The sequence below is a fragment of the Burkholderia cepacia genome (assembly GCF_029962485.1).
GTDB lineage: Bacteria > Pseudomonadota > Gammaproteobacteria > Burkholderiales > Burkholderiaceae > Burkholderia.
Genome location: NZ_CP073638.1, coordinates 2,535,881 through 2,550,669, shown reverse-complemented (window position 1 = coordinate 2,550,669; position 14,789 = coordinate 2,535,881). Strand labels below are relative to the sequence as shown.

The following is a 14,789-nucleotide window of genomic DNA, read 5'->3' as shown; positions in this document are numbered from 1 at the left end:
GGGCCCGTCGCGCAGCCGGGCAGGCAGGCCCACAGGGCTTGCCCGCCTTTTCTTTTATTTTCGATCGGCGCATGCGTGACGCTGCGCGGTCCGACAGATTCGCTCGCATCGCGCACGGCAATCGTGCATCCGGTGCAAGGTCCGCGACGCGCTGACGAATTGTCCAGTTCAACCAATTATTTTTACAACGGTCGTACCCGCTCGCTCGCAAACGTCGGACGATTCGACCCTGGCCCACCGCACGGCGCTCTCCCATCCGTCCCCACCATACAACCCCGTTTTATCAGGGGATTCCCGGTATTTTTTCGCATTTTCTTCGAAATAACGGGTGACATACTTGCCCCCCGTTGCGCTCCGGGCGAGCGCGCTTCCAGATCCAGCCGGCCGCGCGTGATGCGTTGCGGGTCCGCCGGGGTCGCAGAACATGAACAATTTCGACACCACGATCCAGATCTTCCTCACCCACGTGACGTTCGGCCCGCTGATGAATCACGCGATCCGCGTGATTGCCGGCCTGTACACGTTCAAGGGCTTCGTGCTCATTCCCGTCCTTTGCTGGCTGTGGTTCCAGCCGGGCCCGCACCGCGAGCGGCAACGCGAACTGGTGGTCGCGACGATCGCGAGCGGGCTCGTCGCGCTCGCCATCGGCCGGGTGCTTGCCCAGGTGCTGCCGTTCCGCGTGCGGCCGATCTACAACCCCGACTTGCACCTGCACTTCCCGTCGGCCGGACTGCGCGCCGCGACGTTGCAGGCATGGAGTTCGTTTCCGAGCGATCACGCGATGCTGTGGATGGCGATCGCGACCGGCATCTTCATCATCGCGCGCCGCATCGGCATCGTCGCGCTGCTGTATTCGGTCGTCTTCATCTGTCTGCCGCGCGCGTATCTCGGCTTTCACTATCCGACCGACCTGATCGCGGGCGCCGCGATCGGCGTCGCGATCGCGTGGTTGCTGACGCGCGACGCGATCCGGTCGCGCTTCGCGCCGCAGGTGCTGGAGATGATCCGGCGCTTTCCCGCGCCGGCCTATACGCTCGCGTTCCTGCTGTGCTTCGAGCTGATCACGCAGTTCGACGAACTGCTGACGCTAGCGCAGTCGGTCACGCATACGATGTAACGGGCCGGTGCCGCGATGCTGCCCCTGCTGCTGTCGTTCCGTCGCCCTGGTACGCGCTGCCGGCCATGCGCGGCGGCAGCACGCCGCGCGCCGGCCATGCACGTCAATCGCGATCGGGGGCGCCGAGCGGAAAGAAAGAGCGAAACGGCCGTGCCTCGTCGACCGCGCGCGCAAACGACGGCCGCGCCAGCAGACGCTTGCGGTATGCGATCACGTTCGCAAACTTCGGATCGATCCGGTGCGTCCAGTCCGCGTAGAACAGGAACGGCGCCGCGCCGCAATCGGCGAGGCTGAAATGATCGCCGGCCGCCCATTCGCGATCGGCCATCTTCTTGTCCAGCCACGCGTACGACGTATCGAGCATCGCGCGCGCATCGGCAACGCCGCGTGCATCGCGCTCGGCTTCCCGGCGCAGCGCGTCGTGCACGACCTTCTGCTGCGGCGTCGACACGTAGTTGTCGAAGAAACGATCCATCATCCGCACCTCGAGCGCGGCGTGCGGATCGTCGGGCAGCAGGCGCACGGGCCCTGGATGGTTCAGGCCGAGATACTCGATGATGATCGACGCCTCGATCACCGTGCGGCCCGCCTCGACCAGCACCGGAAAGCGCTTCAGCGGCCACAGCGCGGTCAGCTCCTGCATCGGCTTCGGATCGTCATGCGCGAGCAGGCGATACTCGAACGGCGTGCCGTTCTCGTACAGCGCGGTCAGCACCTTCTGGCAGTAGGACGAAAAGGGATGGGCGTAAAGCGTCGGCATCATCGCGTCTCTCTCAGGGTTTCGGCGTCGCGTCATGCGGCGCCATGTGATCGGATACCTTGACGACGAACGGCGCCGGGCCGTTTCGACATCGGTCCGGAAATTATTTTCGGCTTCGGATCGCTACGACCGGCCGTCCCTCACGACGCGCCCTTCGGCACGCCAGCGCAGCATCCCGCCGCCGAGATTCGCGACCGCGTCGAAACCGGCCTTCAGCAGGATCACGGTCGCCTGCGCGGAGCGCCCGCCGGCCCGGCACACCGTCACGACCGGCCGGTCGCGCGCGATCTCGCCGGTACGCGCGGCCAGTTCGCCGAGCGGGATCGGCGTCGCGCCGGGCAGGTGGCCGAGCGGGCCCGTGAATTCGTCCGGCTCGCGCACGTCGACCACCTGCACGGCCGGCAGATGATCCTCGAGCCATTGCGGATCGATTTCCCAGAACCCGGCGAACGTATAGACGAGCGGCGCCCAGTCGGGCGCCGCCTGCACGTCGGGCGCGTTCGCGGCAACGCCGCATTGCAGGTTCGCCGGCACCGCGACGTCGATCTGGCGCGGATGCGCAAGCCCGAGGTTGCGCATGTAGCCCGCGAAATCGTCTTCGCTGAGATCGCCGCCGAGGCGCGGATTGAAGCGCCGCTCCTCGCCGACGCTCGTCACCGTGAGCCCGCGGTAGTCGTGCGCCGGATACAACAGGCACGCGGCCGGCAGCGTGAAGAGCCGGCCGTGCACCGCACGATACAGCGCACGCGGGTCGCCCTGCTGGAAGTCGGTGCGGCCGGTGCCGCGGATCAGCAGGCAATCGCCGGTGAAGGCCATCGATTCGTCGTCGAGCACGAGGCTGATGCAGCCGCTCGTGTGGCCGGGCGTCGTGCGCACGGTCAGGTAGCGCGCGCCGAACGCGCAGCGGTCGCCGTCGTTCAGGTAACGGTCGGCGCCCTGCGCGCCGCTCGCGGCCGAGATCGCGATCGCGCTGCCCGTGCGCTGCTTCAGCAGCCACGCGCCTGTCACGTGATCGGCATGCACGTGCGTGTCGACGGTCGCGACGAGCCGCAGCCCGAGCTCGTCGAGCAGCGCCGCGTCGCGGCGCACCTGCTCGAACACGGGGTCGATCAGCAGCGCTTCGCGCGACGCACGGTCGGCGAGCAGGTACGTATACGTCGACGATTGCGGGTCGAAAAGTTGCCGGAAGATCATCACGAAGGTGCTCCGTCGCAGGTTGATGCTTATTGTCCGGCCCGCGCCGCCGCTATCGCTGCGGCTGCCGCGCGGGCCGCCCCGTCGTGGTCCTGCACTGCCGGCATCCGGCCGGCACGGCGCGTCAGCCCGGCTGCTTCACGTAGCGCAGGTACGGCTTCAGCGTCCGGAAGCCCTGCGGATACTTCTGCTTCGCCGCATCGTCCGACACCGACGTCGGAATGATGACATCGTCGCCGGGCCGCCAGTTGACCGGCGTCGCCACCGTATGCTGCGCGTTGAGCTGCAACGCGTCGAGCAGACGCAGCACTTCGTCGAAATTGCGTCCCGCGCTCATCGGATAAACGAGCATCGCCTTGACCTTCTTGTCCGGCCCGATGACGAACACCGAGCGCACGGTCGCGTTGTCGACCGCCGTGCGCGGGCCGCCGCCCGCATTCGGATGAATCATGTCGTACAGCTTCGCGACCTTCAGCTCGTCGTCGCCGATCAGCGGATAGTTGACCGCGTGACCCTGCGTCTCGGCGATATCCGCCACCCACTTCCGGTGATCGCTGACCGGATCGATCGACAGCCCGATGATCTTCGTATTGCGCTTGTCGAATTCCGGCTTGAGCCCGGCCATGTAGCCGAGTTCGGTCGTGCATACCGGTGTGAAATCCTTCGGATGGGAAAACAGGATCGCCCAGTGGTCACCGATCCATTCATGAAAGCGGATCGTTCCCTCGGTGGTCTCCGCGGTGAAATCGGGCGCGTCCTCGCCTAGTCGAATCGACATGTTCGTCTCCGTCAAATGGGAATCGTCACGACGCCCGCGCCGCGGCTTGCGCGCGACACGCGATCGTCCACGCACGAAGGGCAGGCATGGCACATGCCGGGTTTCGCGCGTTCATATAGCCTAGTTCAAAATGCGCGCACCACCGGCATGCGGCGTAGGGCGTGCGTCATGCCCTGGCCGATTCCAATGACGAATGCGGCACAGCTGCACGATGTGCCCGACCGGGCGCGTGTGCGGGCTGTCTTACACTAGCGGCTGTTCTCGTCTTACGTTCACAGGAATGCCATCGACATGTCGATGACGATCGATCCGAAGCAGGCCGCCGCGCTGCTGGCCGTCGCCGACACCGGCAGCTTCGAGCAGGCGGCCGTGCGCCTGCACGTGACCGCATCCGCCGTCACGCAGCGGGTCCGCGCGCTGGAGGCGAGCCTCGGCACGCCGCTCGTGCTGCGCACGCGACCATGCCGCCCAACGGTGGCCGGCCAGCGCGTGCTGCAGCACCTGCGCCGCGTCGCGCTACTGCAGGCCGACTTGCAGAGCACGCTCGCGACCGAACGCGAATCGCCGATCTCCGTGACGATCGCACTGAACGCCGACAGCCTCGGCACCTGGTTCCTGCCCGCGCTGACGTCCGTGCTCGCGGGCGAGCGCATCCTGTTCGAGCTGATCATCGAGGACCAGGACCACACGTTCGCGCTGCTGGAAAGCGGGATGGCCGTCGGCTGCGTGACAACCGAGCCGAAACCGATGCGCGGCTGCATCGCGACGCCGCTCGGCACGATGCGCTACCGGCTGCTCGCGGCCGCCGCGTTCGCGGTGCGCTGGTTTCCGCGCGGGCTGAACCGCGCGAGCGCGCGCAAGGCGCCCGTCGTCGCGTATTCGCGGCGCGACACGCTGCAGTCGTCGTTCCTGAAGGAGAAGTTCGGGTTGCCGGACGGCGCCTACCCGTGCCACTACGTGCCGGGCACGCATTCGCACTTTGCGGCGGTGCGGCACGGGCTCGGCTACGCGATGGTGCCGGAGCCGCTGATCGGCACGACGCCGCTCGATGCGCAGGGGCTCGTCGATCTCGCGCCCGCGCATCCGACCGACGTCACACTGTACTGGCACGCATGGACGGTGCAGTCGCCGACGATGGCGTCGCTGTCCGAACGCGTCGTCGAGGCGGCGCGCCGGTTGCTCGCGCCGCTGCCTTGACGCGAGGATGATCGACACCGCCGACGCGGTACGCGACGCGGCGAGAATCCCTGCCGCGCCGCCTATACTTTTTCCATCGGCCTCGCGAACGCGCCGCGCGGTCGATCAAGCCAATCCGTCCGTTCCCTTTCCCGCAAGGAGAACATCATGTCCCGCCGCTATATCGATTGCCGCGAGTTTCCCAGCGCGATGAACTGCTCGGTCGCGATTTCCGCCGACTCCGACAACGAACTGCTGGAAGCCGCCGTGCAACATGCGGTGCTGGTGCACCAGCACACCGACAGCGCCGAACTGCGCACGCAACTGAAAGCGCTGTTCCGCGACGGCACGCCGCCGGCCGACGCACCCCGGCAAGCGTAACCCGCCGGCTCGCCCGATATCGACAGACGGGTTGCCACGTCGCCCCCGTCGCCTCTACGCTCCCTGCTTCGCGCCACGTCGCGCCGGCGCCCCCGCCGGCCGGCGCATTCCACCTTACGCGCGGCGCTGCGCGAAATACGCGCCGACCGCATCGATGAAGGTATCGATGTCCGCGCGCGACACGTCGCAGTGCGTGACGAAGCGCGACGCGTACAGCATCTGCGTGAGGATCCCGCGTTCCTTGAGCCACGCCTCGAGCGGCGCGCAATCGGCTTCGGGGAATTGCGCGAACACCATGTTCGTCGCATGCGACAGCACCTTCACACCGTCGATGCGCGCGAGGCCCGCCGCGAGATGCGCGGCATTCGCGTGATCGTCGGCGAGACGCTCGACGTTGTGGTCGAGCGCATACAGGCATGCGGCCGCGAGAATGCCCGACTGCCGCATCCCGCCGCCGAGCACCTTGCGCCAGCGCTGCGCGCGCTCGATCAGCGTGCGGCTGCCGACCAGCACCGAGCCGACCGGTGCGCCGAGCCCTTTCGAGAAACAGATCGACACGGTGTCGAACGGCGCGCACAGCTCGGCAATCGGGCGCCCCGACGCGACGGCCGCGTTGCACACGCGCGCGCCGTCGAGGTGCGCGGACAGCCCGCGGCTGCGCGCGAACGCGACGGCTTCCTGCACATAGCCTTCCGGCAGGACCTGACCGCCGATCGTGTTTTCGAGCGCGAGCAGGCGCGTGCGGGCGAAGTGATTGTCGAGCGGCTTGATCGCCGCGGCGATCTTCGCGAGCGGCAGCGTGCCGTCGGGAGCGTTCTCGATCGGCTGCGGCTGGATGCTGCCGAGCACGGCCGCGCCACCGCCTTCGTACTTGTAGGTGTGCGCGAGCTGGCCGACGATGTACTCGTCGCCGCGCTCGCAATGCGACATCAGCGCGGCCAGGTTGCTCTGCGTGCCGCTCGGGAAGAACAGGCCGGCTTCCTTGCCGGCCCGCTCGGCCGTCACCGCCTGCAGGCGCAGCACGGTCGGGTCGTCGCCCCAGACGTCGTCGCCGGTCTCGGCGGCAGTCATTGCGGCCAGCATTGCCTGGCTCGGACGTGTCACGGTATCGCTGCGTAAATCGATCATCGCTATGCCCTGAGTAAACGCGGACCGGCATCCCTGCGCCCGGCCCTGCCGAAACGAGACTCAGAGTGTACGCAATTCACGCAGCGCGTGCCGGCCGAAGAGCCGCAATCGCTCGCGTCAGTATCGCGGCGGCGGCGGCTGGACGCCTGCCGGCGGCATCGGCGGCGCCGCGCGCGGCGCACCGCCGTATCCGCCACCGCCATACCCGCCACCACTGCCGCCGCTCATTCCACCCGGCACCGGCACGCGGTTGCCCGTCGCGTACATGCATTGCAGGTACGCGTAGTCGTAGCGGCGCTGGATGTCATAGGCCGAGCCCTGTGCGGCGCCCGCGCCGACGACGCTGCCCGCGAGCAGCCCCGCACCGGCGCCGACTGCCGCGCCGGTGCCGCCGTTGAATGCGGCGCCGGCCGCCGCGCCCAGCGCGGTACCGACGGCCGCGCTGCCGACCGCGCTCGCGGTCGACGCCTGCCCGGCGCTCACGCCGCCCGATTGCTCGAACGCGTACTGACGGCAACTGCCGTCGTCGGCGCGGAACTGGTCGAACGACTTGCCCGTACCGGGCAGCGCCATCACGCTCGGCCCGGTCGGCATGTACGCGCATGCGCCGAGCAGGCCGGCCAGCGCCAGTGCGGCCGGCACGCGCAAGAATCGAAATGCGGAGGTCATCGTCGCGGCTCCATTATTGCGGCCGCGCCGGCACCGATCGCCAGCCCGACTTGCAGGTCTTCACATGCGGGTAGTAGTGCTTCGACGCGTCGCAGTAGTACCAGAGGTTCGCGTCGCCATCGCCCTGCGGCTGTCCCTTCTCGACGTACTCGGGCGGCGGGCCGGGGTCGACCGGTACCGCGACGACGGGCGGCGGATAGTAGTAAGGCGCGGGGACGACAGGGTAGTAATACGGGTAGCCGAAGCCGGGGCCGACATAGACCCCGACCCGGGCGGCATGCGCCACGCCGCCCGTCGCGAGCGCCACCGCGACCGCCGCGCCCAGCGCGAGCTTCAATCCATTCACGTCACGTTCTCCGGCAGGCCGGTTCGCCGATGCGAACCCGACACCCCGAACGCTACGCCGCGCGCGATGCGGCATCCATTACGAGCGCGCGCGCGAATGTTGCGCGACGTTACCACCGTGACAGACCCCACCTGCGACACCCCGGCCGCACGGACCCGCGTGTTACGCGGCTAACGCGTCGCAACGGATCCGCCGCCGGCGGCGGCGCGGCGGCCAGACGAGCGCCCGCGTCCGCATGCGCGAAACCGTTCCGATGATGCGACGCGCCATATTGCCGCACGTGCGTCAGACCGCCACGTAGCGCCCGCGCGCGCCGCGAACGGCCTTCTTGATACGAATCAACGATTTATCCCGAAATCGCACAAGGCGGGCTGGACATCTGCGACGAGTTGGCGCATTTCGCGGTGCAACATCGCGGCACATACTCCAGCCAACCCCGACGCCTGTCTGCCGGGGTCCGCCGGCACCCGCCGGCGGGTATCGTCAGCTTCGGTCATCTGGTATGGACACCGCACTTTCGGCCCTCGATCTGGCCCGCCTGCAATTCGCGTTCACCGTCTCCTTTCACATCGTCTTTCCGGCGCTGAGCATCGGCCTCGCCAGCTTCATCGCCGTGCTCGAATACCGCTGGCTGAAAACCGGCAAGCAGTACTACAAAACCCTCTGCCTGTTCTGGTCGAAGATCTTCGCGGTCGCGTTCGGGATGGGCGTCGTCTCCGGCGTCGTGATGAGCTACCAGTTCGGCACGAACTGGTCGGGCTTCTCGAGCTTCGCCGGCGCCGTCACCGGGCCGCTGCTGATGTACGAGGTCATGACCGCGTTCTTCCTCGAAGCCGGCTTCCTCGGCATCATGCTGTTCGGCTGGAACCGCGTGAGCCCGCGCGCACACTTCGGCGCGACGCTGATGGTCGCGATCGGCACGCTGATCTCGACGTTCTGGATCCTCGCATCGAACAGCTGGATGCAGACGCCGCAGGGCTTCGAGATCGTCGACGGCCGCGTCGTGCCGACCGACTGGTTCGCGATCATCTTCAACCCGTCGTTCCCGTACCGCCTGTTCCACATGGCGATCGCCGCGTTCATCGTCGCCGCGCTCGTGGTGGCAGCAACGGGCGCATGGCACCTGCTGAAGGGCCGCCGCGACAAGAGCGTGAAGAAGATGTTCTCGATGGCGCTGTGGCTGCTGCTCGTGCTCGCGCCGCTGCAGGCCGTGATCGGCGACCAGCACGGCATCAATACGCTGAAGCACCAGCCCGCGAAGATCGCCGCGATCGAAGGGCTGTGGGAAACCGAGAAGGGCGGCACGCCGCTCAACCTGTTCGGCATCCCGGACATGAAGGCTGAAACGACGCGCTACGCGGTGAAGGTGCCGCACCTCGGCAGCCTGATCCTCACGCACAGCTGGGACGGCGAAATCCGCGGGCTGAAGGACTTCCCGCCGGAAGACCGCCCGAACTCGACGGTCGTGTTCTGGAGCTTCCGGATCATGGTCGGCCTCGGCTTCGCGATGATCGGCCTCGCCGCGCTCGCGTGGTTCCTGCGCCGCCGCGGCCGCCTGTATGAATCGAAGTGGTTCCAGCGCTTCGCGCTCGTGATGGGCCCGACCGGTTTCGTGTCGCTGCTCGCGGGCTGGGTGACGACCGAAGCGGGTCGCCAGCCGTGGGTGGTCTATGGCGTGATGCGCACCGCGCAGGCCGTGTCGCCGCTGTCGGTGCAGCAGGTCAGCCTGTCGATGATGACGTTCGTGATCGTGTACTTCCTCGTGTTCGGCACCGGCGTGTACTACATGCTGAAGCTGATGAAGGCCGGCCCCGCGCTGCCCGACGTGAAGCACGACCCGAAACACGACATGCCCGACACGCGCCCCGATCACACCGCGCGCCGCCCGCTGTCGGCCGTCGACGAGCCGCTCGAGACCGTCTGAGCCCCCCATTTCCGCATACGAGAAAACCTATGGACGTCACCGTAATCTGGGCCGCGATCATCGCACTGGGGCTCTTCATGTACGTCGTGCTCGACGGCTTCGACCTCGGCATCGGCATCATCTTCCCGTTCTTCCCGGACGAGAAGGAACGCGACCTGATGATGAACACGGTCGCACCCGTGTGGGACGGCAACGAGACGTGGCTCGTGCTCGGCGGCGCCGGGCTGTTCGCGGTGTTCCCGATCGTCTATTCGACCGTGCTGTCCGCGCTGTACCTGCCGCTGATCTTCATGCTGGTGTGCCTGATCTTCCGCGGCGTGTCGTTCGAGATCCGCGCGAAGGCGCGGCGCACCAAACAGCTGTGGGACCTCGCGTTCATCGGCGGCTCGGCCGGCGCGACGCTGTTCCAGGGGATCGCGCTCGGCGCGTTCCTGCAGGGCATCAACGTGAAGGATGGCGTGTTCGCCGGCGACGCGTTCGACTGGCTCACGCCGTTCAGCCTGCTGACGGGCCTCGGCCTGATCGTGACCTATGCGCTGCTCGGCTGCTGCTGGCTCGTCGCGAAGACCGAAGGCGACCTGCAACGTCGCCTGCATCGCGTCGTGTGGCCGCTGACCCTCGTGCTGCTCGGCTTCATCGCGGTCGTCAGCCTGTGGACGCCGCTGCAGGATCCCGCCATCGCGCAGCGCTGGTTCGATTCGGGGCTGTTCTGGCGCCTGCTGCCGGTGCCGTTCCTGGTCGCCGCGTGCGCGGTGTGGATGCGCCGCGCGGTGCGTAACCGGCACGACATGACGCCGTTCGTGCTTGCGCTGGCGCTGGTGCTGCTCGGCTACGTCGGCCTGCTCGTCACGCTGTTCCCGTATGCGATTCCTCAGACGATGACGATCTGGGAAGCGGCCGCGCCGCGTTCGAGCCAGACCTTCACGCTGGTCGGCGCAGCGGTTATCCTCCCGATCATCATCGCCTACACGACGATGGGTTACTGGGTATTCCGAGGCAAGGTGCGCCATGAAGACCAGCATTACTACCACCACTGATTCCGCCGATCGTCCGCCCGAGGCGCCACGGCCGCGCATGCGCGGCTGGATGTGGTTCGTCGTTCTGTGGGCGGGCGGCGTGATCGGCGCCGTCACGCTCGGTTATGCGTTCAAGATCTTCATGAACCTGACGCTGTTTGCGGTGAAATAAGCGAAACGGTCGCCCCGGTCGAAAGACGATTCGGGCGGCCGTTTTCTCATTCACGGCCGCGGCTTCGCCCTGGTCACCGCTCGCACGACGTCGTACACATCGCCTTGTCCATTGCACTGAAGAAGATCTGGTAGTAATCGGGCTCGACGACGGTCTTCATCCGCGAATCACCGTTGCTGTCCCACACCGTGCGGTCGAAGCGCGCACGCACGATCGCGTCGCGCGCCGACGTCACGCGGACCGAGACGACGGCAGCCACGCGCTCGTGATCCGGTTTCGCGGGCAAGCCGCCGATCTTCGCCTTCAGCGCGCCGCGCAGCAGTTGCCGCCATTTCGGAATCAGCGTGTCGCTGCGGCCGCCTTCGATCAGCCCCATATCGCGGTCGACCGTCACCGGCGCATAGCCTTGCGCCCGCAGCACGGCCGCCACCGCGTCGAGTGCGCGCGCCTGCGTCGCGCCCGCATAGCGGCGATCGGTCATCATGCGCAGCGTCTGTTGCTCGTTGTCCGTCAGGTCGACTTCGGTCTGACTGGAGCTGTAGCGCACCAGCGATCCGCCGCTGCCGGTCTGGCGTTCGTTTTGCGGCTTCGCCGCACACCCCGTCAGCATCGCGAGCAGCCCGGCGCAGGCGAGCGCCAGCGCGCCGCGGCCACGCATCGGTGGCACCGATGCCACCGCCGCCACGCGACGCATCGCGCGCCGCGCCGCTCGCCGGTCGTGAAGGCGGCGGCGAATTCCGGTTGATCGGCAATCGGGTGGCGCTATGATCGTCATCGCGGTTTTCTCCTGTCGGCGCCATCATAGGGACGCGCCACAGCCGCCACAAACGACATTTTTTGACCCACTGTGTAGCTTTTCTTCGCGATCTCACGATGCGCCGATTGCCGCCCCTGAACGCGCTGCGCAGCTTCGAAGCCGCCGGCCGCCTGCAGAGCCTCACCCTCGCTGCCGAGGAACTGAACGTGACCCAGAGCGCGATCGCGCAGCAGATCCGCGTGCTCGAATCGTTCTTCGGGCAGAAGCTGTTCGAACGCGACGGGCGTTCGCTGCGGCTCACGCCGCGCGCGCGGCATTACCTCGTCGACGTCGCGAGCTGTCTCGGCCGGCTCGCGCAGGCGACCGAGCAGATGTTCGAGCCCGTCGGCGGCCATTCGATCCGCGTCAATGCATCCGTGTCATTCGCGCATGGATGGTTGCTGACGCAACTGGCCGTGTTCCAGGCCGCGCACCCCGACATCGACGTGCAACTCGTCACGAGCGCCGACATGGAGCGCGACCAGATCGACGAAACGTGCGACATCGTGATCCGCCGCTATACGCCGGAGCTGCGTCGCAAGGGTTTCGTGTCGCGCCCGCTGCTCGCGAATGTCGCGCTTCCCGTGTGTGCGCCCGGCCATCCCGCTCTCGAACAGGTGCGCGTACCGGCGGACCTGCGCAATGCGCCGCTGCTCCACTACGCGGGGTTGCCGCAGGCGTGGCAATACTGGTTCCACCAGGCCGGCACGGACGCCACCGAGACGCTGCGCGGGCCGTTCTATCGCGAGTTTTTCCTGTTGGTCCAGGCCGCCGCGAGCGGGCTCGGCGTATGCCTCGCGCCGCGCGCGGTGGTGCGCGACGCGCTCGCGAGCGGCCGGCTCGTCGCACTGTTTCCGGAAGTCCACCTGGAAGGGCCTCCGTTTCATTGCCTGTATCGCAACGACGACGATCCGGCGCTGCGCACGTTCATCGACTGGCTGTTCGCGCGGGCCGAGGAACTGGACGGGCCGCCGCCGCAGTAACCGGCGGTGGGCGGATCGGCGGCGATGTCTACGTCACCGCCGCTCGCGCAACGCCGCGTCGATCTTGCGGTCGGTCTTGTACTGGCTCAGCGCATACACCGACCAGATCGCGGCCGGCAGCCAGCCGATGATCGTGAGTTGCAGGACCAGGCAGATGATCCCGGCGATCGGGCGGCCGATCGTGAAAAACTGGAACCACGGCAGCAGCAGGGCAAGCAGAAGGCGCATGAACAATCCTCTCGGTACGTCGTTGAACGGGTGATGCGCAGCCAATATGACGGGTTGCTCACCTCATTTCAAGCCCGTGCCCGACGCGCCCGCCGGCGCTACGCCGAATCGGCCAGCCACTGCGCGACGCGCGCAATGCCCGTCGACGCCACCGCGTGCGCAATCCGTTCCGCGACCCGCATCGGGTCATCGGTCGCGCCCTGCGGGCCGATCAGGCCGACCGGCATCCGGTGCCGCCGCAAGCCGTGCAGCCGCTGTGCCAGTCGCGCGCGCGCCCTGCGCCGGACGCCGCCCGACGGCGGCATCCGGCATGCGGCGTCAGCGCCCGATACCGAGCCCCGGCAGCACGCGCGTGTTCTCGGCCACGACCGCATGCAGCAGGTGCGGGTCGGCGCCGAGCAGCTCGAGGATCGTCGGCGCGACCTGCTTCGTGCCCACGAGATCGTTCACGGTGCGCGCGCGATGGACACCCGGATACGACACGAGCAGGCCGAGGTGGCTGTCGTCCGGTGCGTTGCCGCCGTGTTCCTCGTCCTTCTTCGTGCTCGACGTGTAGATCACGCCCGGATTCGGCTGGACGATGATGTCCGGCGTACGGCCGTTGGCCGGATCGCCGAAGCGGTCGGCCAGCGCCGCGCCATACAGGACGTACGCCTGCGCACCGTCCGCGCAGATCCCCGGCGCGTTGCAGCTGAGGTTCGCCTTCAGCGTCTCGACCACGGCCGTGCGCTGGCTGCGGTCGCGCAGCCAGATCAGGCCGACGTCGTCGGTCTGCACGAAGCCCGTGCCGACCAGGCCCGAACCGTCGTTCAGGTTGCCCGTCGTCGTGTTGTTCTGGCCGAAGTTGCCGTTCGGGTCGAGGTAGTTGTTCGTTTCGAGCAGCTTCGTCAGCGTATCGCCGTTCTTCACGAGCTTCGTGTGATCGGTCGGCGACTGGCCGTGCTTCGACGTGACGATCACGGCCGTCGACGAATACAGGTTCGCCTGCTTCAGCGCCGCGACGATATGGCCGATCGAGTTGTCGATGTACGTGATCGCGTTCGCGACCTGCCCGTTCGGCGTGAAGTCGGCATCGAGATAGCCGCCGCCCTTCGTGACCGGCGACTTCTGCGCGACGCTCAGCGTCTGGAAGTCGCCGCCGAACAGCGTCGGCACCGGCGCGCTCTTCGTGCCCGTCGAGTCACGGCCTTCGATCTGGTTGATCAGCGCCTGCACGTGCAGGTTGTCGAAGCGCGCGGTGTGCGAATAGACGTCCGTGTAGTCGGTGTTCGTCGCCGGGTCGATCGAGTTGATCTCGGTGCGCATCATGTCGTCGACGCCGTTGCCCGACGGGCCGTTCAGCCAGTCGTAGCCCCACGCGTGCTTGTCGGCCCACGCGGTGTGCGCGTTCGGCACGCCGGCCTTCACGGCTTCGAACACCGTGTTGGTCTTCACGTAGTTGTGCGGATAAACGGACACGCACTGGCCGTTCACGCGCGCGTGCGGAATCGCCTGCGGGTTGAACGCGCCGCCGCCGTCGAGGTGCACGAGCTTGCCGCCGTTGATCGCGTCGATACCGGTCGTTTCGTCGAACACGACGTTCCAGCCTTGCTTGCCCGAGCAGGTCGTATCGCTCGGCGCATACAGGTTGCGGTCATACGACACGTCGTAGAACAGGCCGGCCGTCTTCGGCGAGCCGCCCGTCACGAGCGCCGCGAGCCCCGGGAACGAATCCGACAGGCCCGGCGTATACGCATTCGTGTACGTCACGCCGCTCTTCGCGAGCACCGCGATGTTCGGGCACGTGTTCGCGCCGATGCAGCGCGCGAGATCCTGCTCGTGCAGACCGTCGACGCTCAGCAGCAGCACGTGTTTCACGACGCGGCTCGCGTGGCCGCGGTCTTCGCCCTGACTGTTGCCGTCCTGCTGCGCCGCGTGCGCGCCTGCGCCTGCGAGCGCCAGCGCGCCCGCCACCATCGCCACCAACTTCCGCTGCTTACCAAGGAAAGACATGATCACCCCACCTCATCGATTGATGTTGAACTGCGTGACTTGCCATCAGGCGCGCAAAATATCGCCGGATCGTGGGGCGCTTGGATGAAGCGGGGCTTTCTGTTTTCTGTCAAACGTAACCAATCGCAA

The 14,789-nt window shown here is 67.4% G+C and carries 16 protein-coding genes and 1 pseudogene; 7 read left to right on the top strand and 10 right to left on the bottom strand.

The window, feature by feature from the left end; all coding sequences use genetic code 11:
* The first annotated feature begins 424 nt into the window (after positions 1–424).
* Positions 425–1,117 (top strand): phosphatase PAP2 family protein, encoded by a 693-nt coding sequence (locus KEC55_RS27920; RefSeq protein WP_282508326.1) that lies wholly within the window; start codon positions 425–427, stop codon positions 1,115–1,117.
* 103 nt (positions 1,118–1,220) lie between these two features.
* Here KEC55_RS27920 and KEC55_RS27915 read toward each other — a convergent pair whose 3' ends face one another.
* From KEC55_RS27915 to KEC55_RS27905, 3 genes are all read right to left on the bottom strand, one after another.
* Positions 1,221–1,880, bottom strand: a complete 660-nt coding sequence (locus KEC55_RS27915) for a glutathione S-transferase family protein (RefSeq protein ID WP_282508325.1) — start codon at positions 1,878–1,880, stop codon at positions 1,221–1,223.
* A gap of 120 nt (positions 1,881–2,000) precedes the next feature.
* Positions 2,001–3,071, bottom strand: a complete 1,071-nt coding sequence (locus KEC55_RS27910) for a rhodanese-like domain-containing protein (protein ID WP_282511444.1) — start codon at positions 3,069–3,071, stop codon at positions 2,001–2,003.
* A 124-nt stretch (positions 3,072–3,195) separates the two neighbouring features.
* Entirely contained in the window at positions 3,196–3,849 is a 654-nt protein-coding gene (locus KEC55_RS27905; RefSeq protein ID WP_176047666.1) for a peroxiredoxin, read from the bottom strand.
* A 291-nt stretch (positions 3,850–4,140) separates the two neighbouring features.
* On the opposite strand from KEC55_RS27905, the gene KEC55_RS27900 reads away from it, so the two are divergent.
* Positions 4,141–5,046: an HTH-type transcriptional regulator ArgP gene (locus tag KEC55_RS27900; RefSeq protein WP_282508324.1), complete on the top strand. Its 906-nt coding sequence runs from the start codon at positions 4,141–4,143 to the stop codon at positions 5,044–5,046.
* A gap of 147 nt (positions 5,047–5,193) precedes the next feature.
* Entirely contained in the window at positions 5,194–5,406 is a 213-nt protein-coding gene (locus tag KEC55_RS27895) for a DUF1059 domain-containing protein (protein WP_122948195.1), read from the top strand.
* A 114-nt stretch (positions 5,407–5,520) separates the two neighbouring features.
* Here the strand turns inward: KEC55_RS27895 and ltaE are convergent, their stop codons facing one another.
* The 3 genes from ltaE to KEC55_RS27880 form a co-directional block, all read right to left on the bottom strand.
* Positions 5,521–6,534, bottom strand: a complete 1,014-nt coding sequence (ltaE, locus tag KEC55_RS27890) for a low-specificity L-threonine aldolase (protein WP_282508323.1) — start codon at positions 6,532–6,534, stop codon at positions 5,521–5,523.
* Between the two features lie 117 nt (positions 6,535–6,651).
* The gene (locus KEC55_RS27885) at positions 6,652–7,203 is read right to left on the bottom strand and encodes a YMGG-like glycine zipper-containing protein (protein ID WP_282508322.1); all 552 of its coding nucleotides are present in this window, start codon (positions 7,201–7,203) and stop codon (positions 6,652–6,654) included.
* A gap of 13 nt (positions 7,204–7,216) precedes the next feature.
* On the bottom strand, positions 7,217–7,549 hold the full coding sequence (locus KEC55_RS27880) for a hypothetical protein (protein ID WP_282508321.1): 333 nt from the start codon (positions 7,547–7,549) through the stop codon (positions 7,217–7,219).
* A 502-nt stretch (positions 7,550–8,051) separates the two neighbouring features.
* Here KEC55_RS27880 and KEC55_RS27875 point away from each other — a divergent pair.
* The 3 genes from KEC55_RS27875 to KEC55_RS27865 are packed head-to-tail and all read left to right on the top strand — an operon-like array spanning position 8,052 to position 10,661.
* Positions 8,052–9,473, top strand: a complete 1,422-nt coding sequence (locus KEC55_RS27875) for a cytochrome ubiquinol oxidase subunit I (RefSeq protein WP_176047675.1) — start codon at positions 8,052–8,054, stop codon at positions 9,471–9,473.
* A gap of 29 nt (positions 9,474–9,502) precedes the next feature.
* A complete protein-coding gene (gene cydB / locus KEC55_RS27870; RefSeq protein ID WP_282508320.1) occupies positions 9,503–10,510 on the top strand; it encodes a cytochrome d ubiquinol oxidase subunit II in 1,008 nt (335 codons plus the stop codon).
* Positions 10,482–10,661: a hypothetical protein gene (locus KEC55_RS27865; RefSeq protein ID WP_034187692.1), complete on the top strand. Its 180-nt coding sequence runs from the start codon at positions 10,482–10,484 to the stop codon at positions 10,659–10,661. Before cydB ends, KEC55_RS27865 begins: the two co-directional genes overlap by 29 nt.
* A gap of 73 nt (positions 10,662–10,734) precedes the next feature.
* Here the strand turns inward: KEC55_RS27865 and KEC55_RS27860 are convergent, their stop codons facing one another.
* The gene (locus KEC55_RS27860; RefSeq protein ID WP_282508319.1) at positions 10,735–11,319 is read right to left on the bottom strand and encodes a hypothetical protein; all 585 of its coding nucleotides are present in this window, start codon (positions 11,317–11,319) and stop codon (positions 10,735–10,737) included.
* A gap of 215 nt (positions 11,320–11,534) precedes the next feature.
* On the opposite strand from KEC55_RS27860, the gene KEC55_RS27855 reads away from it, so the two are divergent.
* On the top strand, positions 11,535–12,440 hold the full coding sequence (locus tag KEC55_RS27855; RefSeq protein WP_282508318.1) for a LysR substrate-binding domain-containing protein: 906 nt from the start codon (positions 11,535–11,537) through the stop codon (positions 12,438–12,440).
* A 33-nt stretch (positions 12,441–12,473) separates the two neighbouring features.
* On the opposite strand, the gene KEC55_RS27850 is transcribed toward KEC55_RS27855, so the two are convergent.
* The 3 genes and pseudogenes from KEC55_RS27850 to KEC55_RS27840 all read right to left on the bottom strand — a co-directional run bounded on the left by KEC55_RS27850 (position 12,474) and on the right by KEC55_RS27840 (position 14,660).
* Positions 12,474–12,668, bottom strand: a complete 195-nt coding sequence (locus KEC55_RS27850) for a YqaE/Pmp3 family membrane protein (protein ID WP_048023552.1) — start codon at positions 12,666–12,668, stop codon at positions 12,474–12,476.
* Positions 12,669–12,793: 125 nt separating this feature from the next.
* Positions 12,794–12,973, bottom strand: a pseudogene (locus tag KEC55_RS35060) (lysine decarboxylase); the annotation flags it as partial.
* A 13-nt stretch (positions 12,974–12,986) separates the two neighbouring features.
* A complete protein-coding gene (locus tag KEC55_RS27840) occupies positions 12,987–14,660 on the bottom strand; it encodes an alkaline phosphatase family protein (RefSeq protein ID WP_432626302.1) in 1,674 nt (557 codons plus the stop codon).
* Positions 14,661–14,789 lie beyond the last annotated feature (129 nt).